The organism is Leuconostoc sp. JNUCC 76, assembly GCF_053667755.1.
The window spans coordinates 943,727-970,215 of record NZ_CM132206.1 but is presented as its reverse complement, the minus strand read 5'-3'; the positions used below and the strand labels follow the sequence as shown (position 1 = coordinate 970,215).

29 protein-coding genes are annotated in these 26,489 nt (G+C 32.4%); 5 read left to right on the top strand and 24 right to left on the bottom strand.

The window, feature by feature from the left end; all coding sequences use genetic code 11:
• Window positions 1–138: 138 nt before the first annotated feature.
• The 14 genes from JNUCC76_RS04820 to JNUCC76_RS04755 form a co-directional block, all read right to left on the bottom strand.
• The gene (locus JNUCC76_RS04820; RefSeq protein WP_454156267.1) at window positions 139–264 is read right to left on the bottom strand and encodes a hypothetical protein; all 126 of its coding nucleotides are present in this window, start codon (window positions 262–264) and stop codon (window positions 139–141) included.
• A gap of 454 nt (window positions 265–718) precedes the next feature.
• Entirely contained in the window at window positions 719–1,273 is a 555-nt protein-coding gene (locus tag JNUCC76_RS04815; protein ID WP_454156266.1) for a GNAT family N-acetyltransferase, read from the bottom strand.
• Window positions 1,274–1,604: 331 nt separating this feature from the next.
• The gene (locus tag JNUCC76_RS04810) at window positions 1,605–2,195 is read right to left on the bottom strand and encodes an ATP-binding cassette domain-containing protein (RefSeq protein ID WP_454156264.1); all 591 of its coding nucleotides are present in this window, start codon (window positions 2,193–2,195) and stop codon (window positions 1,605–1,607) included.
• A gap of 11 nt (window positions 2,196–2,206) precedes the next feature.
• The gene (locus tag JNUCC76_RS04805; RefSeq protein ID WP_454156262.1) at window positions 2,207–2,962 is read right to left on the bottom strand and encodes a hypothetical protein; all 756 of its coding nucleotides are present in this window, start codon (window positions 2,960–2,962) and stop codon (window positions 2,207–2,209) included.
• A gap of 749 nt (window positions 2,963–3,711) precedes the next feature.
• The gene (locus tag JNUCC76_RS04800) at window positions 3,712–5,088 is read right to left on the bottom strand and encodes an MFS transporter (protein WP_454156260.1); all 1,377 of its coding nucleotides are present in this window, start codon (window positions 5,086–5,088) and stop codon (window positions 3,712–3,714) included.
• 165 nt (window positions 5,089–5,253) lie between these two features.
• Window positions 5,254–5,673 (bottom strand): MarR family winged helix-turn-helix transcriptional regulator, encoded by a 420-nt coding sequence (locus JNUCC76_RS04795; RefSeq protein ID WP_454156258.1) that lies wholly within the window; start codon window positions 5,671–5,673, stop codon window positions 5,254–5,256.
• Window positions 5,674–5,866: 193 nt separating this feature from the next.
• Window positions 5,867–6,475 (bottom strand): LysE/ArgO family amino acid transporter, encoded by a 609-nt coding sequence (locus tag JNUCC76_RS04790; protein WP_454156256.1) that lies wholly within the window; start codon window positions 6,473–6,475, stop codon window positions 5,867–5,869.
• A gap of 96 nt (window positions 6,476–6,571) precedes the next feature.
• Window positions 6,572–7,120, bottom strand: coding sequence for an Ada metal-binding domain-containing protein (locus JNUCC76_RS04785; RefSeq protein ID WP_454156254.1), 549 nt, complete (start codon window positions 7,118–7,120; stop codon window positions 6,572–6,574).
• Window positions 7,107–7,634 carry a methylated-DNA--[protein]-cysteine S-methyltransferase gene (locus JNUCC76_RS04780; protein ID WP_454156252.1) on the bottom strand — a complete coding sequence of 176 codons (528 nt, stop codon included), beginning with the start codon at window positions 7,632–7,634 and terminating at the stop codon, window positions 7,107–7,109. The genes JNUCC76_RS04785 and JNUCC76_RS04780 overlap by 14 nt, the downstream gene beginning before the upstream one ends.
• Before the next feature lie 741 nt (window positions 7,635–8,375).
• Window positions 8,376–8,825: a MarR family winged helix-turn-helix transcriptional regulator gene (locus JNUCC76_RS04775; RefSeq protein ID WP_454156250.1), complete on the bottom strand. Its 450-nt coding sequence runs from the start codon at window positions 8,823–8,825 to the stop codon at window positions 8,376–8,378.
• Window positions 8,826–8,842: 17 nt separating this feature from the next.
• Window positions 8,843–9,607, bottom strand: a complete 765-nt coding sequence (locus JNUCC76_RS04770) for an SDR family NAD(P)-dependent oxidoreductase (protein ID WP_454156248.1) — start codon at window positions 9,605–9,607, stop codon at window positions 8,843–8,845.
• Window positions 9,608–10,349: 742 nt separating this feature from the next.
• Window positions 10,350–11,573 (bottom strand): ATP-grasp domain-containing protein, encoded by a 1,224-nt coding sequence (locus tag JNUCC76_RS04765; RefSeq protein ID WP_454156246.1) that lies wholly within the window; start codon window positions 11,571–11,573, stop codon window positions 10,350–10,352.
• A 1-nt stretch (window position 11,574) separates the two neighbouring features.
• Entirely contained in the window at window positions 11,575–12,792 is a 1,218-nt protein-coding gene (locus JNUCC76_RS04760) for an MFS transporter (protein WP_454156244.1), read from the bottom strand.
• Window positions 12,785–13,336, bottom strand: a complete 552-nt coding sequence (locus tag JNUCC76_RS04755; protein ID WP_454156242.1) for a flavodoxin family protein — start codon at window positions 13,334–13,336, stop codon at window positions 12,785–12,787. The genes JNUCC76_RS04760 and JNUCC76_RS04755 overlap by 8 nt, the downstream gene beginning before the upstream one ends.
• Before the next feature lie 98 nt (window positions 13,337–13,434).
• Between JNUCC76_RS04755 and JNUCC76_RS04750 the strand changes: the two genes are divergently transcribed.
• Entirely contained in the window at window positions 13,435–14,307 is an 873-nt protein-coding gene (locus JNUCC76_RS04750) for an Rgg/GadR/MutR family transcriptional regulator (protein ID WP_454156240.1), read from the top strand.
• Window positions 14,308–14,490: 183 nt separating this feature from the next.
• On the opposite strand, the gene JNUCC76_RS04745 is transcribed toward JNUCC76_RS04750, so the two are convergent.
• The 7 genes from JNUCC76_RS04745 to JNUCC76_RS04715 form a co-directional block, all read right to left on the bottom strand.
• Entirely contained in the window at window positions 14,491–14,964 is a 474-nt protein-coding gene (locus tag JNUCC76_RS04745; RefSeq protein ID WP_454156238.1) for a VOC family protein, read from the bottom strand.
• A 32-nt stretch (window positions 14,965–14,996) separates the two neighbouring features.
• Window positions 14,997–16,091: a HAMP domain-containing sensor histidine kinase gene (locus JNUCC76_RS04740; RefSeq protein ID WP_454156237.1), complete on the bottom strand. Its 1,095-nt coding sequence runs from the start codon at window positions 16,089–16,091 to the stop codon at window positions 14,997–14,999.
• Window positions 16,084–16,758 carry a response regulator transcription factor gene (locus tag JNUCC76_RS04735; protein WP_454156235.1) on the bottom strand — a complete coding sequence of 225 codons (675 nt, stop codon included), beginning with the start codon at window positions 16,756–16,758 and terminating at the stop codon, window positions 16,084–16,086. Before JNUCC76_RS04735 ends, JNUCC76_RS04740 begins: the two co-directional genes overlap by 8 nt.
• Before the next feature lie 51 nt (window positions 16,759–16,809).
• Window positions 16,810–17,085, bottom strand: a complete 276-nt coding sequence (locus JNUCC76_RS04730; RefSeq protein ID WP_454156233.1) for a hypothetical protein — start codon at window positions 17,083–17,085, stop codon at window positions 16,810–16,812.
• A gap of 169 nt (window positions 17,086–17,254) precedes the next feature.
• Window positions 17,255–17,626, bottom strand: a complete 372-nt coding sequence (locus JNUCC76_RS04725) for a hypothetical protein (RefSeq protein ID WP_454156231.1) — start codon at window positions 17,624–17,626, stop codon at window positions 17,255–17,257.
• Between the two features lie 20 nt (window positions 17,627–17,646).
• On the bottom strand, window positions 17,647–17,928 hold the full coding sequence (locus tag JNUCC76_RS04720) for a hypothetical protein (protein WP_454156229.1): 282 nt from the start codon (window positions 17,926–17,928) through the stop codon (window positions 17,647–17,649).
• A 62-nt stretch (window positions 17,929–17,990) separates the two neighbouring features.
• A complete protein-coding gene (locus JNUCC76_RS04715) occupies window positions 17,991–19,355 on the bottom strand; it encodes a hypothetical protein (RefSeq protein WP_454156227.1) in 1,365 nt (454 codons plus the stop codon).
• Between the two features lie 232 nt (window positions 19,356–19,587).
• On the opposite strand from JNUCC76_RS04715, the gene JNUCC76_RS04710 reads away from it, so the two are divergent.
• Window positions 19,588–20,286, top strand: a complete 699-nt coding sequence (locus JNUCC76_RS04710) for a hypothetical protein (protein ID WP_454156225.1) — start codon at window positions 19,588–19,590, stop codon at window positions 20,284–20,286.
• 76 nt (window positions 20,287–20,362) lie between these two features.
• Here the strand turns inward: JNUCC76_RS04710 and JNUCC76_RS04705 are convergent, their stop codons facing one another.
• Both JNUCC76_RS04705 and JNUCC76_RS04700 read right to left on the bottom strand, forming a co-directional pair.
• Window positions 20,363–20,662 carry a DUF2316 family protein gene (locus JNUCC76_RS04705; protein WP_454156224.1) on the bottom strand — a complete coding sequence of 100 codons (300 nt, stop codon included), beginning with the start codon at window positions 20,660–20,662 and terminating at the stop codon, window positions 20,363–20,365.
• Between the two features lie 94 nt (window positions 20,663–20,756).
• Entirely contained in the window at window positions 20,757–22,730 is a 1,974-nt protein-coding gene (locus JNUCC76_RS04700) for an ABC transporter ATP-binding protein/permease (RefSeq protein WP_454156222.1), read from the bottom strand.
• A 55-nt stretch (window positions 22,731–22,785) separates the two neighbouring features.
• Between JNUCC76_RS04700 and JNUCC76_RS04695 the strand changes: the two genes are divergently transcribed.
• The 3 genes from JNUCC76_RS04695 (at window position 22,786) to JNUCC76_RS04685 (ending at window position 25,432) form a co-directional block, all read left to right on the top strand.
• A complete protein-coding gene (locus tag JNUCC76_RS04695) occupies window positions 22,786–23,547 on the top strand; it encodes a response regulator transcription factor (protein WP_454156220.1) in 762 nt (253 codons plus the stop codon).
• The gene (locus tag JNUCC76_RS04690) at window positions 23,532–24,572 is read left to right on the top strand and encodes a HAMP domain-containing sensor histidine kinase (RefSeq protein ID WP_454156218.1); all 1,041 of its coding nucleotides are present in this window, start codon (window positions 23,532–23,534) and stop codon (window positions 24,570–24,572) included. Before JNUCC76_RS04695 ends, JNUCC76_RS04690 begins: the two co-directional genes overlap by 16 nt.
• A gap of 281 nt (window positions 24,573–24,853) precedes the next feature.
• Window positions 24,854–25,432, top strand: coding sequence for a zinc-binding dehydrogenase (locus JNUCC76_RS04685; protein WP_454156522.1), 579 nt, complete (start codon window positions 24,854–24,856; stop codon window positions 25,430–25,432).
• A 165-nt stretch (window positions 25,433–25,597) separates the two neighbouring features.
• On the opposite strand, the gene JNUCC76_RS04680 is transcribed toward JNUCC76_RS04685, so the two are convergent.
• Complete coding sequence (locus tag JNUCC76_RS04680) at window positions 25,598–26,110, bottom strand: DUF6622 family protein (protein ID WP_454156216.1); 513 nt, start codon at window positions 26,108–26,110, stop codon at window positions 25,598–25,600.
• Between the last annotated feature and the right edge of the window lie 379 nt (window positions 26,111–26,489).

Here is a 26,489-nt window from a genome sequence, read left to right as displayed (position 1 = left end):
CCAAATAGCTTGTATGATAAACAGAAAAGCACAAAATCACGATTAATCGCATGAGTCCGAACCGACTTATAGTACCCAATAGGGACCAAATGTTTCCCCGGATTTCCGTAATATATGGTGGCAACATCGGACTAATTTCTAGATTTTTTTCAAATCAGCAATTGATTGTTCTGATAGTGATTGTACTTTTTTAACGTCAAAAGCCATATTTTCCTTTTGTCTTTTTTGGATATTAGCAACATATACATTTAAACTTGAAATCATATTGGATTACGTGCTAAATATTTCATGAATAATATATCTTCCCTTTCTGTACTTAGTTGCTATACCAGACTAAATATGGTGTAATAAAATAAAATCATGAGGTACTACTAATAACTAAAAAACAAGTCAATAAAGATAATAATCCAGTTGAATCAACACTTCACCCGGAACAACATTTTGCATTCATTAGTATCAAAAGTATGATTATTTTAATTGCTATAGTCATAATTTTACTTGTTTTGTTTGCAGTTACCGGTAGCTTTAACTAGACCCAATTGCTTAAACCTACCGATCTAATTCTCTCGTCTAGATTGGAAATTCTGAATATTGTACATCAAAGCTCTACAAAGTCTTCATCGAAATTAAGATCATAATTACAATAGTAGATTTTGACACACATTATATTGTTTAAATACTACTAAAAAAGCAAAGAATAAAAATATTCTTTGCTTTTTTATCTGAGGTTTTCCCATTCCGACCTTAATAGTGTCCACTCATTCATATCAGCAAATTTGCCATTACTATATAAAATATCCTCGCGTTTAGTTCCATCTAAATGGCAGTTCAATTTTTGTGCGACATGATTACTCGAGTCATTATTAATATCGACATTAATAATGACTTTACGTAGATTATATTCTGTGAATCCAATAGTCATTAACGCTGTTACGGCACGGTGCATAATGTTCTTGTGATGCCATTGATTACCAAGCCAATAGCCAATTTCGGCATGTTTGTGTTCTTTATTAATCTGGTTAAAACTTATCATACCAACTGGCTGATTACGATAACGGATTACACAATTTAAAGAATCACCTGCACCGAAATGAATAAGCGTTGTTTGCAGAAACTTTTTTTCATCGTTAACAGAATGAAGTTGATTAGCCCACGGTAGCCATTGAGCAAGTGTAGTGCGGCTGTCTTCGACGAGTGCATACAGTGCTGCTGAATCCTTATCTGGCAAAGGTAATGCTATACTAACTTCGTCATCATATCTAAAACTAAACACAAATATGTCTCCTTAAATTAAAAAAGTATTTGAAATAAATAACTTATTTATTATAAAATAATAAAAGTTGTTTGTAAAATCAAAAAATAAAGTCAAAATCTTTCGCTTCATGAATAGGTTGATCGTTTTTTATTTTTAATAGCGCCACTTTCAAAATCAATAAAGACTGGCACTTTTTAAATCACCATAAATCATTCAAAACTTGGCTGAATTCGTGTACACAAGTCGATTATACATTTCTTAATTTTCTAACCCTTGAATATAGTTCAAGACAGAATTCATTAAATAGGTAAATTTTAAATAAAAAAAGCATGTTCCACGCTTCAAATGATTATAATGCTATCAAATTAAGATTAAATTTCTTTAACTGTTCAGAATGATGAGACGTCATAATGACAACCTTGTAATCATTGAGTACGAGGTCATTAATCATGCTCAAAACGAGAGGAGCATTTGTTTCATCTACCCCACTTGTCGGTTCATCAAAAATATAAACTTCTTTATTCAATAAACACTGCCCATACGTCAAAACAATTTGTCGTTCCCCACCAGACAATTGCCCCATTTTAGTGTTCCAAATTGGACTCAATAAATTATTTCGCACAGATTTTGCATTTTCGTATGATTTTGAGTCAGATTTATTGCTTAACTTACTATAAAAATCAATGGTTTGTGCAACCGTCAAAGTAGGGAAAAAATGTACTTGTTGAAGTTGATAAGCTATTTTTTGATAAGAAGGGATTCCTACTTTTTCGCCGACAGCCCCTTTCGGTCCCACTCCAGCTATAAAGTCTAATAGTGTACTTTTACCAGCACCATTAGCACCCATAATAATGTTCATTTTATTACTTGAAAATGACAAATTTAAATTTTTTGAAAGCTGACGACTATCAAATGTCACAGAATAATTTCTAATTTCCATTGTTTCTCCCTTTACACCCTATCGGCAATCGCATTTACAGAGAACTTGGAAATTGAATAATATCCAATTATTGCATAACATAAACTAACAATAACCATCTGAAGCCAAATTCCAGCACTAACTAGCCCTATATTAAATATAATATTTTGTACTTGTAACGACATTTCAGTCAAAAAGCTCAACGGATTTAACAGACTTACCAGACCAATAATGGAATAAGATGTTGGAACCGACATTATAAAAAATAGTCCAAATAATATTATTCCAAGCAGTATGTTAACTGACTCAATTTTTATTTTGAATATCAATAAACTACTACCTACTAGTGTCACTGGCAAAGCAGATAGTAGTGCGACAGCCACTCCAGCGAGAAGTAATTTAAAACTTAGTTGATGAACAACTATCATCACCAAAATGTTGAATATACTGAGTTCAATACAAATGATTGCTAGTTGAACTAAAAACATTGCAGTGATAATTTTGAATTTAGAACCCACCACAAACAACATTTGCTTGTAAAAACCTTGTTCCCGTTGAACAATTAATGACACAATAACATTGTTAAGTATTGTAGCAAATATAATATACGCCCAAAAATTTCCAATTGTTTCCATTGCAGAAGTAGTAAGGTGACTGGATGAAGAAGTAAAAGTCACATTTTTATAAATAAAATAGATAATTGGTAGCAATAAATTGTAAACAAAAGCAAACTTATTACTCAATATATTAATCATATAGACTTTACATAAAGCCGCTATATCTCTCATCATATTCTCCTCAATATATAATCACAATAAATTTTATTATATACTAACGAGAAGTTTTTAGGTAGTCCATACAAAAATTGAGTGTGATCGCGTTTCATCTTTGCATACTTTTTAATATTATCAATAGACATAATAGTTTTCTTGACGTGGATTAAAAAATTAATCCACGTTAAATCTTAATCATTATAAACTCGATGTCCACTCTCATTTTGTTCAATTAGTGGGATCAATCTTTCTTTTTCATAATATCATCACGTGTGTTTACTCACTTCCGTAAATTGACTCATTTCATTTATTGAAAATTTCATTTTACCTCCTTGCATTAAAGTATGCTCTAAGATGTATTATTATCATACAATTTTATAGCGAATAAAAAAATTTAAGGAAAATATGAATGATGAATAAAAGAAATAAGTTTTCAGAATTGTATTCAACTTGAACCCCCAAAAGTTTTTTTTCCCAAATTCTACAAGGATTATATAAATTATGAAAACTACATTGTCTTTTTTCAAAAATAAAATCACGATGTATGTTACAGAAGCATTTCAACTTCCATATCAAATCTTATGTTTATAATTCTACATACTCTGTGCAAGTCATTTACCAGATGTTTTAATCAATTGGTAAAATTCCGGAAATGTTTACGGTTTCTAAAAATTATTTTAAGGTTGTTTAACATCTTGATTCCACAACTAAATTTCTAAGAAATACAGTATTAGTTTAATTTATAATGCTAGTTAGAATTGATTTTAATTTGTTTGCTTAACAACACCAATACTTTGGGGCTGAATTATAATTTCTACTATGGGCACAATAATAATTATTCCCAATAAAAAGTATGTTAGCCGATAAGCATCTAATTCTGGCTGATATTGATTCAGAATTGAAAAACTAATTGTTACTAATGACACACCGATTCCTTGCGACAAATTTTGGCTTACAGCACCTAGTGTATTAGCACTATTTCGTTCATCATAAGGGATTTCTACTAAACTCATACCATTATATGCCGTTAAAGCTAAAGATCTACCAATACCTGAAAATGTTAAGATAGCTAATATATAAATTTGATTCATTTGTTCTGTCAACGTACCAATCATGAGTGTTGTAATAAATATCAGAAACAAAGAACACAATATGGTATTTTTAAACCCTATTCGTTGTATGATGCTGTTTGCTACTGGTTTTATAGCAATATTACCAACGAAAATAAATAACACAAAGGAACCTGTTTTAATGGCAGACCAATGGAAAGCATTCTGAAAAAAAATAGTACTTAGATATGGAATGGCACCCACAGTTAGCCACATGATACTACCACCGAGCTGACTCACTTTATATGATGAAAATCTGAGTGTTCGCATGCTAAATAGCGGTACTTTCGTATTCATGAGATATTTTACGGTAACAATACTGCTAGAGATAAAAACAAGTAACAATATTATCGATGAAATGTTAAGTGCTTTGTTTGATGAAATAATGTCCAAAGCTATTAAAAGCGATGCACTAGCTAAACTAATTAAAGAAAAACCAATCCAATCAAAAGTTGCGTTTTTGTTCTCATGTTCGCTTTCGTGTTGTAAAATTGTGTTCCCAATGATAAATAAAATCATACCGATTGGTACATTAATCATAAAAATCAAACGCCATGACCAGTATGTAGTTAGTATTCCACCGATAAATGGCGCAATAGCCGGTGCTATTAGTGCTGGCCAAATGACATAGCTAATCATCTTGAGTAAATTTTGAGGTGGTGTATTTTCTAGAACGATTAACCGAGCTATCGGAACCATTAATGCACCTGAAAATCCTTGTAGTAATCTCATACTTAACATTAGTGTGAAATTTGACGCAAGTCCACTACCAATTGAACTAATAGTAAATATAATAATAGCAAAGAGCCATATTGTTTTATTACCATATCTTTTTGCAAGCCAACCACTCAACGGTATGAAAATAGCTACAGCTATCATATATAGACTAATGATTAGCGAAGCATTAGCAGAAGTAATATGTAAACTGTTTTTGATTTGTGGTAAAGCCGTAGTCACAATGGTACTATCTAACATCTCCATAAATAAGCTTAAACCCATTAACAGAGCAACTCTTTTTTCATTGTTTTTCATTTTAATTATCCCCTTTTTATTTGGAACATTGATAATGCTATCAGTTCTATTTTTGTTTATGAATAAAATCATAACACGAAGTGTTTACATTGTAAACACTACAGATAAAAAGGAAGACATCACAAATTATTGTAACGTCTTTTTCGGACTAATTAATTTTTGGGACTAGCTATTCCAGTTATTAATGATGGTATCTAATGCTTCATTAAGTTGCTGATATTGTTCTGCTGAACAATGATTAGCTATTTTTTGATTAAGATCAAGAATTTTATTTCTAATTTGTTGGGTTGTTTTTTCCCCACCTTTAGTTAAGTATAGTGCATAAGCACTTTTATTGCGGTCACTACTTCTACGCTCAATTAGCCCTAAGGCTACGTATTTTTTAATAATACGTGTCAAAAGGCTACGCTGGACATGACGTTTATCAGCTAAAAACTGCTGGCTACACCCAGGATTTTCTTGGATTGATAAAAAAACATTATAATCAGTCACATTGACTGATATTTTCTCACCAAAATCAGCATATTCTTGCATAAATAATTGATATAAATGACTGATTTTACGGCCGGTTTCTTGTAATGCCATACCTTTAACCTCTTTCTATGAAATAAATTAATCATAACATTATCTGTTGACCCTTTATACACCTTGTAAATCTTTTAGTTGTTTGGTCACATCATTGGACTTAGGAATAATATTTTCTTGCCGTCTTTCTTCAGCTCAAATTGTTATTTAAAATACAATTTTTTTCTCAAACTAGTTTCAATAATGGGACGTATTAAACGATCAATTGATACACTTCATACATTAAATAAAACGCATATCCAATTAGAACGGACCCTGATATAATGTTAAACCAGAATATTATGTTCTGAGGCAAACGTCTTTTTAATAGGTTTATTAACAATGTCACTGCATTAAACCAAATAAAAGTCGCTGCCATAATTCCTAACACAAATGGCCAAACCTCACGATTGTTTAACGTGCCTCGAAAAGCACTAAGGGTAATTGAACCATCAATTATCGCTTGCGGATTGGCCCAGGAAACAATCAATGCAGATGTTAAAGCTTTTTTTACAGTTGTCCCATTGTGTTCGGTCTTCAGCTGTATCGTTTGTGAAGATCTCAAAACCATGGCTCCCATCCAAATTACCAAAAAGCTTCCCACAAGCATGACTATAAATTTTAACGGCAAGTACTTGTTAACTAATGTGCCAAATCCAAAATAGGCAAATAAAACAAAGGCACTATTGGCAATCCAAATGAACATTGAATACAAGTATGCGCGTCGCAAACGATTGTTCAATGCGTTGTTGAATACGTATAAATTTTGCATGCCAATAGGTGCTACTAATGCAAATCCCAACAGTAAACCATTATAAAACATAATGTCATTCTCCATTTATCATTAAAGTGTTCATTTTCAATGTTGCAACTTGCAATTTTAAAATTTTCTAGTAAAAACTTATAGCCAGTCTTAATTTTAATTAAGACGCTTAGCACGATACTGATGGGGTGTGATACCATAAATTTTTTTAAAAATTTTAATGAAATAAGAGTTATTAGGAATACCAACATCATTACCAATATCACTAATGGACCGATTAGTATTTTGTAAAAGTGTTGTAGCTTTATCCATTCTAATTCGCATCAGTTTTTCTGATGGTGATATGCCAGTTTTTGATTGATAAACATGACGAAGATGAGAAATACTTCCATGTGCCAAAACAGATAGTTCTGCCAGTGTTAAGTCTTGATCATAATAGCTCTCCAAAATGTAGTTTATTTCAGCAACCCAAACTTCATCAGAGACAATTTCATTGATCGGCTGGCAACGTTTACAGGGTCTAAATCCGTTTTTTACAGGATCATCAAGATTAGTAAACAAAAGAACATTAGATTTATTTGGTATTCGTGATGGACACGACGGCTTACAAAATATTTTGGTTGATTTAACGCCGTACCAAACTTTTCCGTCGAGAACATTGCTATTTGTTTTTATAATTTCCCAAATACTGTCAGTTAGTTCCATTTTGATTCCTTTTTCTGAATACTATGCTCTTTTGTTCCCAATTTAATAAAAATTGTTTCCGATCCAAGCCTCCCGCATATCCCATTAATGAACCATTGCTCCCAATCACTCGATGACATGGAATGATAATCATTAGCGGATTATGCCCCAAAGCATTGCCAACTGCTCGAGACTTGTTACTTTGTAGAGAACTATCAGATTTTTGTAGTGCATTGGATATCTGTTTATATGTAATTGTCTGTCCATATGGTACATTGCTTACCTCTTGTAAGATTAGTTTCCTAAACTTTGTTACTTCCGGCTTTAATGGGACATTCATTACATCAGGATTTTGTCCGGCAAAGTATTGTTCTAACCAAAGCACCGCTAAATGAATAGGTTTACTTTCTGACTGTTCTGTAGCATTTAAATTATACGTCGAACCATAATTCTTTTGCCCTTTTATCCAAAGACCGAGTAGGTAAGTTTCATCGCTCAATAATGTAATATCGCCTAATGGAGATTTGTATGTCATTTTGTGCAACATAAATTGCTGTTCCTTTATTTAAATGTAGTATAATCACACCAGCAACCGCATCTTTGCTTCAGTTGCATTAAATAGTCAGTATTTGGTTTGTGATTTAGTTTTTTACTTCTATAATTCCGTTTAATAATCCAGTATCAGTATATTTCCCATTCGGAGACAAAGCCTTAGAACAATATAGGGCTGTCCCCATAGCCTTTTTTACCAAATCTGTGTGTTGATTATGTGATATATTATCTCATTTTGTTCTCTCTGCAAATAACTTATTACTTTTTTCAATCAAACAGTTTAGGTAACTTAATCGTGTAAGTAGTATCCACTAACCAGCCCCCTTTCTTAAAAAAATTATAGCAAATTAATGACTTAATAAATAACAGTATTTGTCTTTCATATTCATTCACGTAATATTGATATATTTTTTTAAAGGATTACATAAAAAACAATGAATTTTAGTCAAAAGAAAAAAGCCCTAATAATAAGGACTTTCACCCAATAATTAAATTTGGCATCCGATTGTTAAGCGTACTGTAAATGCCAATCGCTTCTTGACCTACTTTCAAAATTAATTGAATGAACGATTACCATTTGTCGCAAGCTCAGCATTCAGTGTATAGCCTAGTAATTTATTCAGGGTCAAAAAGCCTAGTTGAATAAACCCACCTGCGTTTCGTCAGTTTCAAACAGATAAATTTTTCCTACGTTAATACATCTTATACAATGTATATTGCATTCTTATTCTCGAGTAGAAATCTTTTGTAATGTTTTGGAACCAGAAATTTGTTTAGTAAAAATTTCAATTAATTTATCCACTTCGACTGTATCTTCGAGGTTTTGAGCTATTTGTTGATTAAACATTTTTTCTATTTTTGTTGTTTTATTTAAAGTACTTTTACCCAGCTCGGTTAATAATAGTTTGGTTTTTCTAGAATCACTACCATCTTTTTTCTTAATGACCAGATTTTTTAATAGCAGACGTTGCACAACTCTACTTGGATTGTCAGAACCACAAATCAATAAATCTCCGACTTCAGAAATTGAGAGGCTGCCATAATGAGCTAATATTTTCAATACTTCATTTTGCGTTGGCGTAATATCTTCACTAGATAGGAGTTGTGCAAAGTGTTTTTCGCCTTCTAAATCAACGGCCTTAGTTAAATATCTTAGTTTTTCTATTTTATCCAAAACGTAACCTCTTTAAACTATTTTTGTTTCGTCATTATATTATAAACCATTTTAACCATTCTGTTTCTCGTCAATATTCTTGGCAAAATCATGCTGGTGAAGTAATTATTAAAACCATCAATTTTTGATATTTTTTTCTTGTTTAATGCAGACATCGTAATATCAACGACGTGTTCAGGTGTACGCAGGTTTCCGTAAGATACGCCACCATTTGAAAAGAAATTTGTATCTGTAGCCCCCGGACTAATTGCAAATACTTGAACGTTTGTTCCTTTCGTTTCAGCTGATAATGCTTCAGAAAAAGACAAAACAAAGGCTTTACTAGCTGCATATACTGCCATGGTTGGAATTGGATGATACGCTGAAGTTGAGGCCACATTGATAATCGTACCATTATTATTTTCAATCATTGAATTTAAAAATAATTTAGTTAAATCAAACAAAGATACTATGTTTAGCACAATCTGATTATGTTGGCTTTCGTAAGAAGTGTCATTAACGAAGCCATTAGTTGCGATTCCTGCCGAGTTCACTAATGTTTCCACTTCAATATTCTGATCTAATAACTTTGTATAGATTGTTTGTGCGATGTCGGGTACGGATAAGTCGTACGCTAGTGGCATAACGTTGATGCTAAATTTACTCTCGAATTCTTGCTTCATCAATTTCAACTTATCCTCTGACCTTGCAATCAAAACTAGGTTACTATTTTTTTGAGCATAATGTTGAGCAAATGCTCTCCCAATACCAGAAGAAGCTCCAGTGATTACTATGTATTTCATTTTATTACCTCTTGGTTTAATATATGTTTAGACATGTATGTCTAAACATATATTAAAGCTTCAAACCCAACTTGTCAATAAAATGTACTATTTCTCCTAGAAAACCTGTTTGATAGTCGCTAAGTTATATTGTAAAGTTGATGATCATTCTTCACATTATTTTCGAATAAATAAAGTAGTTCATTTTTGGTACAAGAAAATATTCCAAGTCAAACCGTTTAAAATCAAAAAAGACTAAAAATTTTAGTCTTTTTTGATTTGTTTTTCAATTTTTGAATTCTTTTATAAACCTTCTATTATTGGTAAAATCAGCGACAACACAACGCTAAAAAGCTTGAGTAGGATAATTTCTTTTGATTTGCAAAACTTGCCAGTTTTATGAATTTATAAATGATAAATTAATTATTGGAAAATTTTGCTCAATTGGTGACAATATAGAATCCATAATGAACGGTGCTAGCTAATTTATGAAAAGTATAACACCTCACCTTTTTATTATGGACGCTGAATTGTCTTAACATTTTCCTGTAGTTGACGATTTACCAAATAAAGGAAATATTGTCATAGAAAATGATGTTTAGGTAGTTCAAAATGTAACAATTTTACCAAGCGTACATGTAGAGCATGGAACTAACATTAGTGCTAACGGCATTGTAGATAATGATGCTTCAGCTTACTCGATTGTTGCCGGAAACTCTGCAAAAAATTCGAAAGAAATTTTCAGATAATGCAATTACTCATTCTATTCAAACTTCATTTTAAAAAATTGCTCAACATCTTGAACCTTTTTGACTAATTCTGATGCTGAATTACCAGTTAAAATATAGTAACCAATTCTATCATCAGAATTGGTTGGTGGAATTACGGTATCTCCCAATTGTTTCATTATTTTCATGCGATTAAATTCTGGCAATGACTTTATTTCTTTTAGACCTTTAATTTCTTTTAATCTACCTGATTTGTTTGAAAAAAGAAATTTAATGATGGAGCATTTGTTTTTAGCCACGTTAAATGTTATTTTTCTGTTCAAATAAAGCTCAACAGTTTTCGTAAAAATATTTACACCATAAGCATTCAAAATTAAATCTGATGTAATACAGTCCCCTCCTGGACGCCCATTTACTTCAATAATTTTTGGGCCAGTTTCTGTTAATTTTACTTCAACATGAGCTGGACCATTTTCAAATCCAATGGATTGAACGGCTTTAAAAGCTGCATCGACGATTACTTGTTTGTCCTCTAGTCTAATTTCTGCTGGAAATGTATGCATTAACTCTACAAAGTAAGGCGGTTTGGTAGTTTTTTTAGCTGTAACTTCTACAAATGCTATTGAATTGCTGTTTAAGAATAGTTCAACACTAAACTCTGGGCCAGTTAAAAATTCTTCCATTAAATATTCATTTTTTACTTTAAATCCCATATAGCTTTCTTTTAATTTTGTCATTTCTTGAAACCGTTCTACCAATGTTTGAACAGTGTCAATATAAAAAACATTAATACTACTCGCAGTATTAACTGGCTTTAAAACCAATGGAAAACCAATTTTTTGACTAGCTTGAATTGCTTCGTCAATATTTTTTACAACACTAAACTTAGCTGATGGTACATTTTTTTGAGCATATACTTTCCTAGCTGCATCTTTATTCCTAGCAAAGTGTGTTGCACTTACTGAATTACCAAATAATTGTAATTTTTCATTAACCTTAGCGGTAATTTCCGTAACGTAATCAGTAGCTGGAATAATTGCATCAAAATTAGTATACGAACTTTTTTCAATTGCTTCCAGAATACTCTCTGCATTCCTTATATCAGCTACTATTAAATCGTCATAATAATCTTCATAGCCATATTTTTTTGGATTATCCTGATTGCTAACAACACAAACAACTTCACAACCTAGGCTCTTGGCTGACTTAACAAATTCAACACCGTAAAAACTAGGTTCTACCAATAAAACTCTGTTCATATTATATTCCTCTCTTTTTGTCAGTAGTAGTTGATGTAAGTCCTATTGCACTCCATATCATTCCGAAAAACATAATGAAAAACATGACTAGGAAGCCTAAACTAGCCCCGAAGCGATCATTCAGCATACCAATTAAGATTGCAGCAAAAACTTCCATAAACTGCGCAATTCCGTTCCATAGTGCCGTAGCTCTACCCATAAATGCGGGTTCTATCTTTGCCATTAGAATTGTATTGATAATGACACGAAGCGAAGAATTTGATAATCCTAGAAGAAAGGTACAAATATACATCAAAGTAACGTAATGCTTGAGGTAAAGTAAAAAAAGTGCTAAGCCTGCTAAAAAGAAAAATAAAATAATTAGTTTTTTACTTTGAAATTGATTTAGAAGCAATCCAACCATAATCCCAGCTGCTAATCCCCCAATACCATAAAACATATCTGCCATACCATAGACAATACTAGTGGCATGAAGTGTTGAAGCAACATAATCTGGTGATGATACATTGAACAATTGTGTAATTATTAGTGGTAATATTGAGAGTAATCCCGCATTCATGATTGTTTTTTTATTTAAAATATATTTTATTCCTGAAACAAAATTACCCTTTGCTCCACTTGGATTCATTTGAGATATCCTATCATTTTCGATAGTTAAAATTAATACACTAGCGAAGAAAAACAAACAAATATTGATTATTAATATAATTAAAAAACCAGTGTAGTTTAAAAGGAATCCAGAAATGGCACCTGCAGAAAACATTCCGACCTGTAAAGAAACTTCAATAAAAGAATTAGCACTGCCAAACTGTTCTTTGGATAAAATGTCTTGGACATAACTTCTGGATGCGGCCATATATGTAATCCACCCAGCTCCAGTGACAATAGATAAAAAATACATCATCAAAATACTAAATCCTGAAAAATAAAAGTAAACTGCTACAATACTAATCAGAAAAGCTCTAGTAATAAAGGTCCATAAAATAACTTTTTTTCTAGAATATTTATCAGTAATAGCACCAGCTAAAGGCGATACAAAAAATCCTGATAAAACATTAATAGTTAAATATATACCAACTAACTGATTAGAATGCGTCTGTAAAAGCAAATACCAATTGGCGCCGACCGTTGTCATACCTACACCAAAACCTGAGATAACATCAGCTATTAAAAAGTTACGAAATGATTTTTTGTTTAGTAGTAACGCCTGTTTATTCATCGCTGCCACCTAACAGTAATTCTTGATTAAGCTGCAAAAGTTTTGTCATAGCCATTCGATCATCTTTCACTTCTTGCGGTTTGTTACCTGATCCGATAACATAATCGACAAAATTCCAATTAAGAAAGTCACATATATATTGAAATTGATGTATGATTGGCATTCCCTTTACTGTTGGTCTATCATCCCCAACTAAGAGTAAATATATTCTTTTCCTTTTGAGATCTTGCTTAAAGTTTTTATTAGTTGCCAAACTTTGCGACCAACGATCAATAAAATTTTTTAACAAACCAGAAATACCGTACCAATAAATTGGTGTTGCAAGAATAACGATGTCTGCATTAACCATTTTCTGTATTAATGCACTATAATCATCTTCTACTGTTTCCCAATTTTTTCTGGTATGCCTTTGATCATGGATTGGCAAAACCTTGTACTTTCTTAACGCTATGTTGCAATACGACAAATTCTTGAGCAATACCGCTAGCATACTATCTGTATTACTATTATCTCTAGAACTGCCATTAATGACTAAAATATTCATAACTTGATCACCTAAGTCCTTTACATATAAAGTATCTTTAGGTTATCATCAATATTATAATATGCTTAGAAAGTTGCATATAGTTCACAGGAGACCTCATGAATACTTATGGAGACACATTTAAACATTTGCGGGAGGCTAAAGGAATCAGTTTAACTGAGGCATCAAAAAATATTGTTTCAAAATCTTTCTTGTCACGTTTCGAACGTGGACAAAGTAACATTGTTTTTGATAAACTTTACTCCTTATTATTAAACATCAATGTATCAGTAGAAGAATTTGTTTATCTTGACAATCACATAAATCAAAGATATCAACCATTTCATTATGATGATACAAAAGACTATGTTGATGAGCAATCCGTAGCTTCTTCCATAAAGCTTCGTGATTATTATTATCAACAATGGCAAACTAATCACGAACAGTATTACTATGTCAACTTTTTGAAAGAAAAAGCTACACTAGAAAAACATCAATTATCAGAGCTAACTCTAGTTGAAAAACATTTTTTATATGACTACTTGTTCAGCAAGGAAACTTGGACTCACTATGAAATTAGACTTTATATGAGCATTATCACCTTATTTGAGCCACTTCAATCTTATTATCTTACGGAACAAATGATTAAGAAAGGTTCTGATACAGTAGATGTGAACTGGAATCATCAAGCCGACTTGCTATACGTCATATTAACAACTGCTTTGACAATGGCAAATACCAATCATGTGATAGAGTTATCAAATATGATTACTGAAGCACATACTTTAATTCATAATGAGCAATATCTTTATGAAAAAACAGAGCTTCATTTTATTGAAGGTTTATTGCTATATCTTCAAAAAAATTACGAACCAGCACAAAAAAAAGTACAGGAATCACTCTATATTTTTGAGATTCTAAACTCAAAACATTTAGCAAAGCTTTATCAACAACGTTGGCAACAATTTCTCGATAATTACAATCATTTTTAAAAAAAAACAACGCACAATATGTGTTGTTTTTTTAGTATAAATTATGATATCTTTCTCGAAACTTGTTGATAATATGTCTTTGATGTTTTCAGATAAATCAAATAGTATATAACAGTAATTGCTATAGAAAAAAATTTTAAACTTATTTTCAATAAAAAAAGCTATAGTACTTTGACTATAACTTTATATTGTCGAACTTGACAATCCTTCAATTAACTCTATTAGTGTATGTCCTAATTTATCTGGTGCTTCAATGTAAGCCCATGGATGATCAGAGTTTAAATTACCATAAATATTCTTATACCCATCTGCTTCCATTAAACGTAATGTTTCCTGTAAGTTCTTTACTTTAAATCTAACATGGTGTAATCCTTCTCCATGTTTTTTAAGGTGCTCCCCAAAAGGACCGGTTTCACCATTTTTATTTACAGGTTCTATAATTTCAATTTCAAGTGATTCATTTTTCCCAAATGCCATTTTCAATGCAATTGAAGTCTCCTTATCACGATAAACAACTGGTATATTGGGAAGTAATACAGATTTAAATGAACCAAATAAAGTCGTATAAGTCGGCAAAGCAATATCCAAATTGTTAACCACAAAAGCAATTTGGTCTATCTCTCCAAGATGATATGTTTCTGATAATTGTTGTGTCATAAAAATCTACTCCTATACAATCAATTTTCTATCTATGCCGTTGTTGCCTTTTTTATCCAACTAGGATGATTTGTTGGTAGTGTTATTTTAAATTCCGATCCTTGATTTTCTTGAGAAGTCACCTCTATTTGCCCACCAACTAAATAAATTATTCGACGTACTAAAGCCAATCCTAGACCATTTCCTTGAACTGAGCGTGCGGTATCTGCTTGATAAAATTTATCAAAAATATGATCTTTGACCTCTTCTGTCATACCTATACCATTATCACGTATTTGAACAATGATTTCTTTTTCAGAAGGTTGAATTAAACTGACGGTAATTTTACCATTTGTGCGACTAAACTTTATTGCATTGCTAACCAAATTATTCCAAGCAAGTTCCAATAAAGCACTATCACTAGTAATATATGCATCTGGCATATCTACTTCAAGTTCAATGTTCTTTTCTTCCCATAAAGCCTCATGGCTGACTAACACCTCGGCCAATTGTTCATTCAACAAATAGGTGTCATTCTTTGGCGTTATTTCCTGATTATCTATTTTGTTTAACTTTAAAATATTTGTAATTAAGGTACTTAATCGTTGGGTTGCATCTGTAATTCTAGCTGCATACTCAGCTCTTTCTTCTACAGATAAATCCTCATCTTGAAGTATAGAAGCATAATTTTGAATCACAGCTAAAGGTGTCTTAAGTTCATGAGAAACACTGGCGATAAAGTCTGTTTGCAAGGCTTCAACACTTCCAAGTGCTTTTGTCATAATATTAAAATTTGTAATGATAACATCTAACTCTGTGATTGTGTCAAATCCATGTGAAGGTTCAATGCGCACATCATATTGCCCTTCTGTGACTTTTTGTGTTGCCTCAAGAATTTTTTTAACTGGTCGTCCAATGGTATACCGCCGCCATAATCCATTAACAACTGTCAAAAACAAAGCTAAAGCAATTATAATAACTAAACCGAGAATCGCCCTGGGTCTGATAGAATTAACTGTTTCTTTACCCGTAGGTACATAGATAATTAAAATAGTTAAGGTAACAACTAAGGAACTAGATAAGAAATAAACCAGATAGTTACCAATTCCAAAAATACTGTTTTTAACGGTTTTTAAATCATCATTCATTCGGAACCGCCTTATAACCGAGGCCTCTTACAGTAACAATACTAAAATCATCAACGTCAATTAATTTTTCACGAATCTTTGTTATATAAACATCCACTGTGCGTGTACTTGTATTTGTGCCGACGCCCCAAAAATCGTCCATCAATTGGCCTCTTGTAAATGTTTTTTTAGGGAAAGATAATAATTTGAACACTAATTCAAATTCTCGTAGTGTGAATTCAATCACTTCACCCCGATTGTAAACAACATGTTCATCTGCATCCATGATAAATGAGCCAATCGTCAATCTCTTGTTGGAAGCAATTTTCGCACGGCGCAACAATGCACCAATTCGTAATAACATCTCATCAAAATTAATAGGTTTAACCATATAATCATCAACACCTATACGAAAACCAATCTGCTTTGATTCAAAATCATCACGTGCCGTCATAAACATAATCGGAATATTATTATCAAGTTGCCGAATTGTTTCAGCAAATTCATAACCGTCAACTTCAGGCATCATAATATCCGATATGACCAAATCAAATTTTTCAGCATACATCAAATCAAACGCATCGTTAGCATTGAGCGCGCCTTTGACACTATAGTCATGCCTTTTTAATACCGAACATACAGTTTGATTCAAGTCTTTATCATCTTCTACTACTAAAATTGAAATCATAGTTAACTTGTCGCTTTCTTTACTTTATAGACAGTATACCAGTGATAGCTACTACAATGAAGTTTTTTGAATTAAATAGAATGCTTCATAGGAAAAAAGGAGACCACCCACCACTGTTGATAATATATGACAGCCGAACAATTCTGGTCCATTCAGCAAAAAATGATTAACAATAATGGCTCCTATGATTCCTGAGCCCATCCCTATTGTATAATCAATTGCAAAATGTAATTTAGTTTTGTTTAAACTACTAGACCATCTTTTAATGCCTGTAATCAAACCACCAGACATCATACCAATTAATATTGATAGAAAAAGTACTATCATCTTTATTAATCTCGATAATCAACGTAAGCTTTGATTGGCAACACGATAGCCGCAATCACTGCGCCACCAATAGCTAAACCAATTAAAGCCTTAACTGTGCGATGTTCCGTCTTTTGATTTTCCATAATATTTCCTCCTGAAATTCTAAGCTAAATAGTATTTAAATTATTCACTCTTCAAATCCTTTAATCATTGGGAATAATGTAACTAACATGACAATACCAATAAAACCAATAATAATACCGAAAATCATCATATTCCATACCATTGACATAACCATTCCGATACCAAAAATTGTAGCACCCAACAAACCAAACAAACTAATTAGTACAATTCGAGTATTCCATGTCCACAGTGGCTTACCTTCCATTTTACGTCTAATTAAGAATGCAACTAATGCGCCTATCAGGCCTATGATACCCAAAGCAATGCCCAATGTACCCGCATGCCATTCAGGTAATAAAGCCATACACATACCAATTGCAAAGAAGAATCCACTAATAGTGCCAATAAGCATTGTTACAAAATCTTTTTTCTTCATAAGTGTTCACTTACTTTCCTTTATGCATTTCCTAAATGCAACCACTTTTTCCCTGCATAGACACCGACAAATGCTAACACGATGCCACCAATAATTGCTGGAACAAAATTACTGTTTAAGAAAGTAGGACCATAATCTAATAATTGATCACCGGCAACTGAACCCAAACCACCCAGTGCAACTCCTATCACTAAAGTAATAATTTTCTTTAATTCTGTTCCTGGTTTGTTCACCATATTTCCTAAGTATGCAACACCTGCACCTACTATAACACCTAAAATAATATTTAATACGATTGCCATTTTTCTTTTCTCCTTTGGCTGTTTTTATAAGTCTATTATCTAATTGTTTTGTTTATAAATTGCTAAACTTTTGTTGCTGTTTTGTTAATTTTAGAATTTTTGTTTTCAATTTCATCATTTGGTGTCTCAAATACAATACCGTCTCGTTTAGTAAATTGAATATTGTTTTCTGTTAATATATCGGCTAAAGTTTTAACATATACATCGCTTTCAAAGCTTTGCATAATATCTACAAATATTTTGTCATTAGCTGCTAACATCTCAATTGATAGCCCTTTTGTTCCACTCATATATGTGTGCATTTCTTCAATATGTGACTCAAATACACCTAATTGTGTTTGACCAGAGTAACTTAAAATAAAAGTATTTAATAGCATATCATCGAACATTGACATCATTCTTTGTTTATCAGCAAATGTTGGCTGGGCATCTAACTTTGTATATAAAGCCATCATTTGATTTAATAACTGATTTAGGTTTTCTTGCTTCTTATGTTCTTTTATCTCTTGTCTGAATTTATTGGCCAACTCCGCAAACAAAGTATTATCATCAATGTTTTTCTCTATGGGCAACGTAACACTTCCTACACAATTACGAGACGTTGACTGATGCGCGCTACCCATTCTCAAGTCACTTGCCATGTTGACAACAATAGGCTGATCAAATTCAGGATATACTCTTTGAATTGCTTGACTCATCATAATTGATATCGCTATCGCTGGTGTAGCATTATGGTTTCGAGCAAACATCATAAAACTTTTTTGATCAATGTTTAATTCATAACGATAACTTTGTTCACTGTAATCATCTGTGACTTCCGGTAATTGAAAACCTGTACGATTAATCGGATGGCTTTGCTGTGTCTTATCTAATTTTTGTTCAAATGGCTCTGCCATTTCTTCTAATTGCATGCTTTCATTGCTCTGATGAATATCTGTCAACTGTGGTAAAGAATGGTCTGTTATACTAAAATAGTAATATAACAAAGTATTAATAAATGGCGTTATGCCTCGTCCATCAGTTAACGCGTGATGATAGGAGACCTGAATTTTGTCATTCCAGAAAGTTACATCAATTAAATGATAATTTGTTTCAGCACCTCCGAGCACTCGTAACGTATTACTTTCAGTAACAATTATCGGAAGGTCATTATGAGCCAAGAAATAATTATTCTCTTTCCTCTGCAACTGACCAGTAAAATATGGGAAACGTTCTAAAGAAGCATATAGTGCATTTTGCAATGCCTCTTGATTTACCTGCTCATCTAACTTGATATCCATTACCATACTAGGCGTACCGTTTTCACGATACAAAAATGATTGACCAGATATAATTTTTTGCAAATGTGGCAATGCTTCAAGGTACTTTTTGCCATTAGTTGTTAACCAGATATTTTGATATTTTTCCTCAATAGTTGTTTCTGTCATTTTTAGACTCCTTTTTGAAAACATTCATTTCTAAGTTGTTTATGTCCTCAATATTAATTAACAATTATTGGGATTTTGTTTACGTTTTGTTTGTGTTTTGTTAATCTTATTAAGGGCTCGTTCTCGACATAAAAAATTTGGTACAATTAATAATGAAATTTCTACTGTATTATCACTTATTTTTATCTATGTAGCCCCATTACCTATAATTCATATATGAAAGATTATCCTTATGAAAATTATTGAAAAAGTTACAAATAAAGCCAATGTGCTCATCGACAAATATAACTTAAGACGACACATCACAGAAAAGGCTGATCGTGTTGTACTTTATAATGCAGCAAGCACCATATCAAATTCTTTATTTGCATTAATAAAATTGGCTGTTGGCCTATTTTTTTGGTCTCTCTGGTTTTTAATTTTTGGTGGTTACTATATCATTCTTCTAGCCATACGGTCATATTTTTTATGGCGATATCAACAAATTAGAGTTTCTGCAATCAGTCCCGCTGAACGAGAAAAAATTGAAATGAAGTACTTGCGTGAAGGCGGTATTTTATATGCACTCTTGGGAGCTGCTTTAGTAGGATTATCAGCATATATGTATTTTAAAGGTCAACCACAACACTATAATCAAAGCATTGTTTTATTAATTGCACTGATTGGATTTACAAAAATTGTAACCTCTATTGTTGGGTGGGTTAAGTCACGGCGTTTTAGAAGTCCAATTATTACCTACTTAAAATCACTGAATTTTGCGGATGGTCTAGTTGCTATTGTCATGACACAATATTCTTTATTAGCTTATGAACATTCAGCTGATGCCTCATCATCAACTGGATTATTCGGTGCAGCTATTGGAATTGTTTTAGTTATTGTCGGACTAATCATAGCTTTGCGTGCCCATATAAACTCAATTCATTCTAAATGATTTTACTTAATATAATAACGAAAAAAGACCTATCTTTAAAATTAAGATAGGTCTTTTTATAATCATTAGAATATTTTTATAAAATTTTATTTTGCTCAATTATTTGTTGATCTAAAAACCAATAATCACGATAAGTTCCAGTTAACTTAGTGTATGCAATTTCTTCTTTACCTTGTCTAAAAAGTTCCCGACTTAAATAATTTTTGAGAATCCAGGCATCTTCTGGCATAACATGGTTCAATTTTAAAATGTCTTGAATTCGAGATGGTTCTGTATGTAAATCTTGCGCAATTTTTGTTAGTGAGTAATGTAATAACTGGAAATTGACATTTAGCTCATTTATAGTATTTGCACGCTCAATTTCATTTAATGACATGAGATGCCCTCCTTGATTTATTGTTTATGATAACACATATAATCAGAAAAAAAGTCAAAGTTCAATTCAATTTCAAATTGAGTGGCGAAACTTTTTAGTCTGCTGATAAAGCATCAATTGGATTCAAACGTGCTGCACGACGTGATGGCAATAATGCCGCCACATAAGAAATTACGAGGGATAAAATAAAGACCAATATCACGTGTTTCAATGAAATTTGTACTAAATTGAACTTAGCAATGCTATATAATAATTTATTTAATATCGCACCAAACGCTAGTCCTAGCCCTGTAGCTAATGTAGCACTAGTCAAACCAATCAAGATTGACTCGCTTGTAAATAATCTACGAATATCTTTTTTGCTTTCTCCTAATGCTCTGAGAACACCGATTTCTCGAGTACGCTCGGATACTGACATAAACATCGTCACGATAATCATCAATGCTGAAACAATTAATGATATAGCTGCTATAGCTGTTAATACATTAGTTGCCAAACTAATAATTGTATTGATCATATCAAGCATACTACCAATTGTTGAAGCCGTAAATATACGCTTATTGTCTTGTTTGATATTATTGATTTGCTTTGTAACTGCTTTAACATCATTAGTTTCCTTCACCTTGACAACGATAAAGTTAACATCTTCAGCCACACCAGCTGATTTCAAAGCCGCCTTAGTCGATCGATAGTTCAACACGTCTATCCCCGCTGCTGACGTTGTTTGCAATACGCCGGAAACTTTCAAATTTTGCTTGACTTGTGCTGTTGTTCCATCAGATTTCTGAACATTCCATGTAACTGTAACCATTTTACCAATTACAGACTTATAATTTTTTGTTGCAAATTTTTGTGCTACACTTTTTTTATCAATAACTACTTCGTTAGCTTTCGGTGCTTTTCCCGCTGTCAAACTATCTTTACTATAATTAGCAGTCCAAGTGGTCAAACTTTGAGCTGATGCCACTTGCTGATTCAATTGTACTGTTGCATTAGTAAACTGATATCCTGGCTGAATAGATGACATTTTACTGGTCTTTTTTAGTGCATTCACTTGTGATTGAGTGATGGCACCTGAACTAGCACTACTTCCTCCAGTAGTCATCTGGGACTCATCCTGACTAGCTTTAGAATAAGTCTTAACAGTCACTACATTGGGATTTGCAAGTGAAGTAACTTCTGAATTGATATAACTTTTTATTCCTGCTCCTAACCCTGTAAATAGCAGAACAGCAAAGAGACCTATCGATGTTCCTAATACTATTAAAGAATTACGCCAAAATGAATGTGTTAGATGTTTAACAGCATTTTGATAACTGGATAGTGCTGAAAGTGGTCGATCTGTGAATGAGGGGTCCCCTTGATTAGTTGGTTTCACATATGCTGGTTTAAGAATAACATCTTCATCAATTTGTCCTTCCGCTAGATGGACAATTCGAGTACCATAGTTTGCAACCTCCTGTGAGTGCGTTACGGCTATAACTAACTTTCCTGATTTAGCAATCTCATTTAAAAGCGTTAGCACTTCCTGCGTGTTTTGTGCATCCAATGCACCTGTTGGCTCATCAGCAATAATGATTTGCGGATCTGCTGCCAACGCTCGAGCAACCGCAACACGTTGTTTCTGCCCACCTGATAGTTGATTGGGGTATTTCTTCATTTGGTCGGCTAAGCCAACCTGTTCCAGTAGCTCTTTCGCGCGCGCGATTTTATTAGCATGTGTTAGCGTGGTCATTTCAAGTGAAATTAGCACATTCTCTAATACCGTTAAATGATTGATTAAATTGTAGGATTGATAAATATATCCCACTGTTGCACGTCGGTAGTCATCCATTTGTCGTTCATCACGATGATTTAGTGATTTACCATTAATAGTAACTTTACCCTCAAACTGTCGATCTAACCCACCAATGATGTTCATTAATGTCGACTTACCACCGCCAGACTCACCCAAAATGGATACAAACTGCCCTAATTCAAAATCTAAATTAATTCCTTTCAAGATTGGAAATTCTTGATCACCTAAATAATACGATTTGCGAATATCTTTAATTTTTAAAAATGCCATAACTGACCTCCTGTTTGTTAATATCATTAGTTTAAAATACTTTTGTAAACTCAATATGAACAAACAAACAATTAACCTAATTTATCAGAGATGGTATACTAACAACAAAACTAATATTCATAAAGGATTAAACATTTTGGTTAAGATTTTAGTTATCGAAGACAATTTAGCGTTAAATCATCTCTATACAACATACTTAAAGGGGGCAGATTACTATACCTTTTCCGCAAATAATGCACAACAAGCGTTAGACATTTTGGAAAATAAGGAAATTGATCTAATCTTAACAGACATTTTAATGCCTGAAATGAGTGGCCTTGATTTTATTAAATTACTTCGTGAAGCTAAATTATCAACCCCAATTATTGCAATAACAGCCTTAGGAGAATTTACAGATTTGGAACGTGGTTATCAACTTGGCGTTGATGACTATATGGTAAAACCAATCAATTTAAATGAATTATTATTACGCGTCAAAGCGCTTTTGCGTCGCGCTAAAATTAATGAATCAAAAGTTTTAAAAATTGCAGGAGCAACTTTTAATCAAAGTAGTTACAATGTCGAATACCAAAATAAAACAATTTTGCTTCCAAAAAAAGAATTTGATTTAATTTATAAATTAATTTCATACCCAAATAAAATATTTACAAGACGCCGGCTATTGGATGCCATCTGGGGCCTTGATTCAGATTCAGATGAACGAACAATCGATGTTCATATTAATCGTTTAAGAGAACATCTAAAAGAAATCAAACAATTACAAATCATAACGGTTAGAGGTCTTGGTTACCAGGTGACATTATGCACAGAAAACTAAACTATATTAAATATTTTCTTTTTGTTGCTTTAATTCTTTTCTTTAGTACCGTCGTTATTGTTGTTTCTGTTATAATTTTACATTCGCACTTTAAAATGCTTCTACCAGGACTGGAGAATCGCAATACAGTTTCCTTAATTGGTTTCTTATTCTTAAGTCTTCTCGTCAGTGTAGCGCTCTCATTTATTCTTGTTCAACAGGTTTTAAAGCCACTTTTACTTTTTATATCAGGCACCAAAAGCATCTCTGAAGGAAATTTTGAAGTAAGATTACCTACCCATTCATCTGTTGACGAAATTAAAAACTTATCGACTAATTTCAATAATATGGCCGAACAACTGGAACGTATCGCCACACTACGAAATGATTTTATTGCTAATGTATCCCATGAATTCAAAACACCACTATCTGTTATTGAGGGATATGCAGCTTTATTACAAAGTAAAGAATTATCACCAACAACACGTGATCGATATTTAGATCAAATCATTGAAAGTACACATCAATTATCGTCCATGACTAGCCATTTACTAGAATTATCAAAATTAGAAAACTTGGAAGAAAGTGAATTAGAGCAAACAAGATTTGAGATTGATGAACAAATTAGAACTGCAATTTTGTGGTTAGCTCCTAAATGGCAACCCAAAAACCTAGTGTTAAATATTGAATTAGATGCAATAAAAATAACTGGTAATCAACCATTATTGATGGATGTTTGGATCAATCTAATTGGCAACGCCGTTAAGTTTTCAAACCCAGAATCATCATTAGAAATTATTTTACAAGAATTCAATACATCAATTGAATTCACCATTACAAATCACGGCGAACCAATTTCTAAAAACGATCAGTTATATATTTTTGATCAATTTTTTCAAAGTGACACGTCACACGCAAAAAATGGCAATGGTTTAGGTTTGAGCTTAGTCCGTAAAATTATCCAACTGCACAATGGCACAATTAGATTATTAAACTCCGACCAAAACGAAACAACATTTAAGGTAAAAATTCCCAAACATAATTAACACGGTTGGTTTTAAAACATTACCTCGATTAATATTAATTTATCCAAAATGGCTATCAAAAATAATTTTTGGCAAACTATTGATGATAATATTTACTAATTATTCCGGATCTTTTTGATAATCTTCTTCCGACCAATGACGTAAAATCATTGTAAAACTGGACTGAAATGCAACAAAAAAGTACATTAAATCGTCATCCAAAATTTCCGGTTGCTGAGCTTTAATATAATTAATATAGCAGTTGATTTAGCTCATCGAACCCTTCGAACAATGGTGCCGGTATTATTTGTCTTGCTGCAGCGATTGCATTAATACACTTTGGCGTTAAAAAAGTTGTTTTAGTAGACCGCTCCGAATTCCGTTTACAAATTGCCCAGCAACTTGGATTCGAAATAATCAATAATGGTCAGCAACATGTACACGAACGCGCAACTGACATTTTAGGAACAACACAAGGGTTACATGGCACGGACTATCCCAATGCAAATATCTTTATTGATGCCGTTGATCGTAATGACATTCTTCAAGCGTTTATAGATCTTGGAGCTATTGACAGACGCTTTGTTACGGTTGAAATCAATAATTCAAACCCCACTCTTGATATGCTTGAATTGATACACGGTTCAAAAAGTATTGGTGGTTCTGGGGAATACCACCCTGAGGATGTTAAAACCGTTATGGCAATTATGAAAGGTCATCAATTTAATCTCCTTCTGATGATTACTGGTGAATTTAATCAAAATAATTCGGAAGAGGCTATTCAAGATGCGACGGATGTTAATCACACACTCAAAGTATTAATTATCACGTTAAATCGAATAAATATTTATTTTTTCAGTAATTTAATTTATTTATACTAGTACTGATGTGAATGCTGATAATCTAGTTTCCGATGAAAAATAATGTGCAAAAAGATTGCATTTTTATTTTCCTGTCAAAATACACACGAAAACACATACATGAGCCTTTGTTTATGTTTTAGGGTTACGATAATGTGATCTTGGGAATTTGAATGGCTCCTTTCACTATGACTTCAAAATTTGTTTCTTTGCCGTAAGCGTTTTATAAATACCGCCAAAGAATAATCCAACTGTGAACCCAGAAACAATACCATAAAAAATGTTGAAATTCATCTGAGTGTAAAGTACTGGATGGATAGCAAGAATAACGTTTAGAATATATTTTACTAGAAAATTGGTTAGCATAATAACTAAAGGTAAGACGCTACCCTCTTGAATTAATTGACCATCTTCAACATAAAAAGATCGTCGCATATAAAGTAAGTAACTGAACAAAAATCCTAGAATCAATGCTACCAGGTAAAAACTCAGCAATGTATTTGGAGAAGCAAATTTGTTTACTACTGTATTTAGACCCCAAATAACGAAAATAAAAGGCATTATAATTGATCTTCCAATAGAAGCAGGACTGTCCTTTATTAATGACATACCTCGTTTAATCAGTATAACTAGAACAACCCATACCCAGAAAGGTGTGTTGTTAATGATTTCGAAAATAAATCTTAGTATATCAGCCATGATGATACTTCCCTTCTCTACATAAATTTTAGTTAGTATGAAATAACAATTCACACAACAAACAAGTCGAATCAACAAAATTTCTACATTAGAAATATCTTTCAACACCCAATATCATACTGAAGAATATAACTGTTGAGATAAGAATTAGGACAAGAGGTAAAAACACTTGACGACAGGTTGGTGCGTAAATGTAAGTGGTAACTATCTATATGTTAAAAAAAAACATCATCTATCTTGAGAGGCAAAGTATTATAAAATTGTTTTGTCCTCAAAGCCATTCACAAAATCTTTTTATCGTTCTTTCAAAAATGAAAGTGCTTAGCAACACAAAAAAAATTATGTTAAACTCACATATAGTAAGTTATGTTCAAAATGA

Bases quoted from the DNA above. Each gene is read 5' to 3' on its own strand.
- JNUCC76_RS04820 (WP_454156267.1), bottom strand. From the start codon at position 264: ATGATTTCAAGTTTAAATGTATATGTTGCTAATATCCAAAAAAGACAA.
- JNUCC76_RS04810 (WP_454156264.1), bottom strand. From the start codon at position 2,195: ATGGAAATTAGAAATTATTCTGTGACATTTGATAGTCGTCAGCTTTCA.
- JNUCC76_RS04805 (WP_454156262.1), bottom strand. From the start codon at position 2,962: ATGAGAGATATAGCGGCTTTATGTAAAGTCTATATGATTAATATATTG.
- JNUCC76_RS04800 (WP_454156260.1), bottom strand. From the start codon at position 5,088: ATGAAAAACAATGAAAAAAGAGTTGCTCTGTTAATGGGTTTAAGCTTA.
- JNUCC76_RS04795 (WP_454156258.1), bottom strand. From the start codon at position 5,673: ATGGCATTACAAGAAACCGGCCGTAAAATCAGTCATTTATATCAATTA.
- JNUCC76_RS04790 (WP_454156256.1), bottom strand. From the start codon at position 6,475: ATGTTTTATAATGGTTTACTGTTGGGATTTGCATTAGTAGCACCTATT.
- JNUCC76_RS04785 (WP_454156254.1), bottom strand. From the start codon at position 7,120: ATGGAACTAACTGACAGTATTTGGGAAATTATAAAAACAAATAGCAAT.
- JNUCC76_RS04780 (WP_454156252.1), bottom strand. From the start codon at position 7,634: ATGACATACAAATCTCCATTAGGCGATATTACATTATTGAGCGATGAA.
- JNUCC76_RS04770 (WP_454156248.1), bottom strand. From the start codon at position 9,607: ATGAAATACATAGTAATCACTGGAGCTTCTTCTGGTATTGGGAGAGCA.
- JNUCC76_RS04765 (WP_454156246.1), bottom strand. From the start codon at position 11,573: ATGAACAGAGTTTTATTGGTAGAACCTAGTTTTTACGGTGTTGAATTT.
- JNUCC76_RS04760 (WP_454156244.1), bottom strand. From the start codon at position 12,792: ATGAATAAACAGGCGTTACTACTAAACAAAAAATCATTTCGTAACTTT.
- JNUCC76_RS04755 (WP_454156242.1), bottom strand. From the start codon at position 13,336: ATGAATATTTTAGTCATTAATGGCAGTTCTAGAGATAATAGTAATACA.
- JNUCC76_RS04750 (WP_454156240.1), top strand. From the start codon at position 13,435: ATGAATACTTATGGAGACACATTTAAACATTTGCGGGAGGCTAAAGGA.
- JNUCC76_RS04745 (WP_454156238.1), bottom strand. From the start codon at position 14,964: ATGACACAACAATTATCAGAAACATATCATCTTGGAGAGATAGACCAA.
- JNUCC76_RS04740 (WP_454156237.1), bottom strand. From the start codon at position 16,091: ATGAATGATGATTTAAAAACCGTTAAAAACAGTATTTTTGGAATTGGT.
- JNUCC76_RS04735 (WP_454156235.1), bottom strand. From the start codon at position 16,758: ATGATTTCAATTTTAGTAGTAGAAGATGATAAAGACTTGAATCAAACT.
- JNUCC76_RS04730 (WP_454156233.1), bottom strand. From the start codon at position 17,085: ATGATAGTACTTTTTCTATCAATATTAATTGGTATGATGTCTGGTGGT.
- JNUCC76_RS04725 (WP_454156231.1), bottom strand. From the start codon at position 17,626: ATGAAGAAAAAAGATTTTGTAACAATGCTTATTGGCACTATTAGTGGA.
- JNUCC76_RS04720 (WP_454156229.1), bottom strand. From the start codon at position 17,928: ATGGCAATCGTATTAAATATTATTTTAGGTGTTATAGTAGGTGCAGGT.
- JNUCC76_RS04715 (WP_454156227.1), bottom strand. From the start codon at position 19,355: ATGACAGAAACAACTATTGAGGAAAAATATCAAAATATCTGGTTAACA.
- JNUCC76_RS04710 (WP_454156225.1), top strand. From the start codon at position 19,588: ATGAAAATTATTGAAAAAGTTACAAATAAAGCCAATGTGCTCATCGAC.
- JNUCC76_RS04705 (WP_454156224.1), bottom strand. From the start codon at position 20,662: ATGTCATTAAATGAAATTGAGCGTGCAAATACTATAAATGAGCTAAAT.
- JNUCC76_RS04700 (WP_454156222.1), bottom strand. From the start codon at position 22,730: ATGGCATTTTTAAAAATTAAAGATATTCGCAAATCGTATTATTTAGGT.
- JNUCC76_RS04695 (WP_454156220.1), top strand. From the start codon at position 22,786: ATGAACAAACAAACAATTAACCTAATTTATCAGAGATGGTATACTAAC.
- JNUCC76_RS04690 (WP_454156218.1), top strand. From the start codon at position 23,532: ATGCACAGAAAACTAAACTATATTAAATATTTTCTTTTTGTTGCTTTA.
- JNUCC76_RS04680 (WP_454156216.1), bottom strand. From the start codon at position 26,110: ATGGCTGATATACTAAGATTTATTTTCGAAATCATTAACAACACACCT.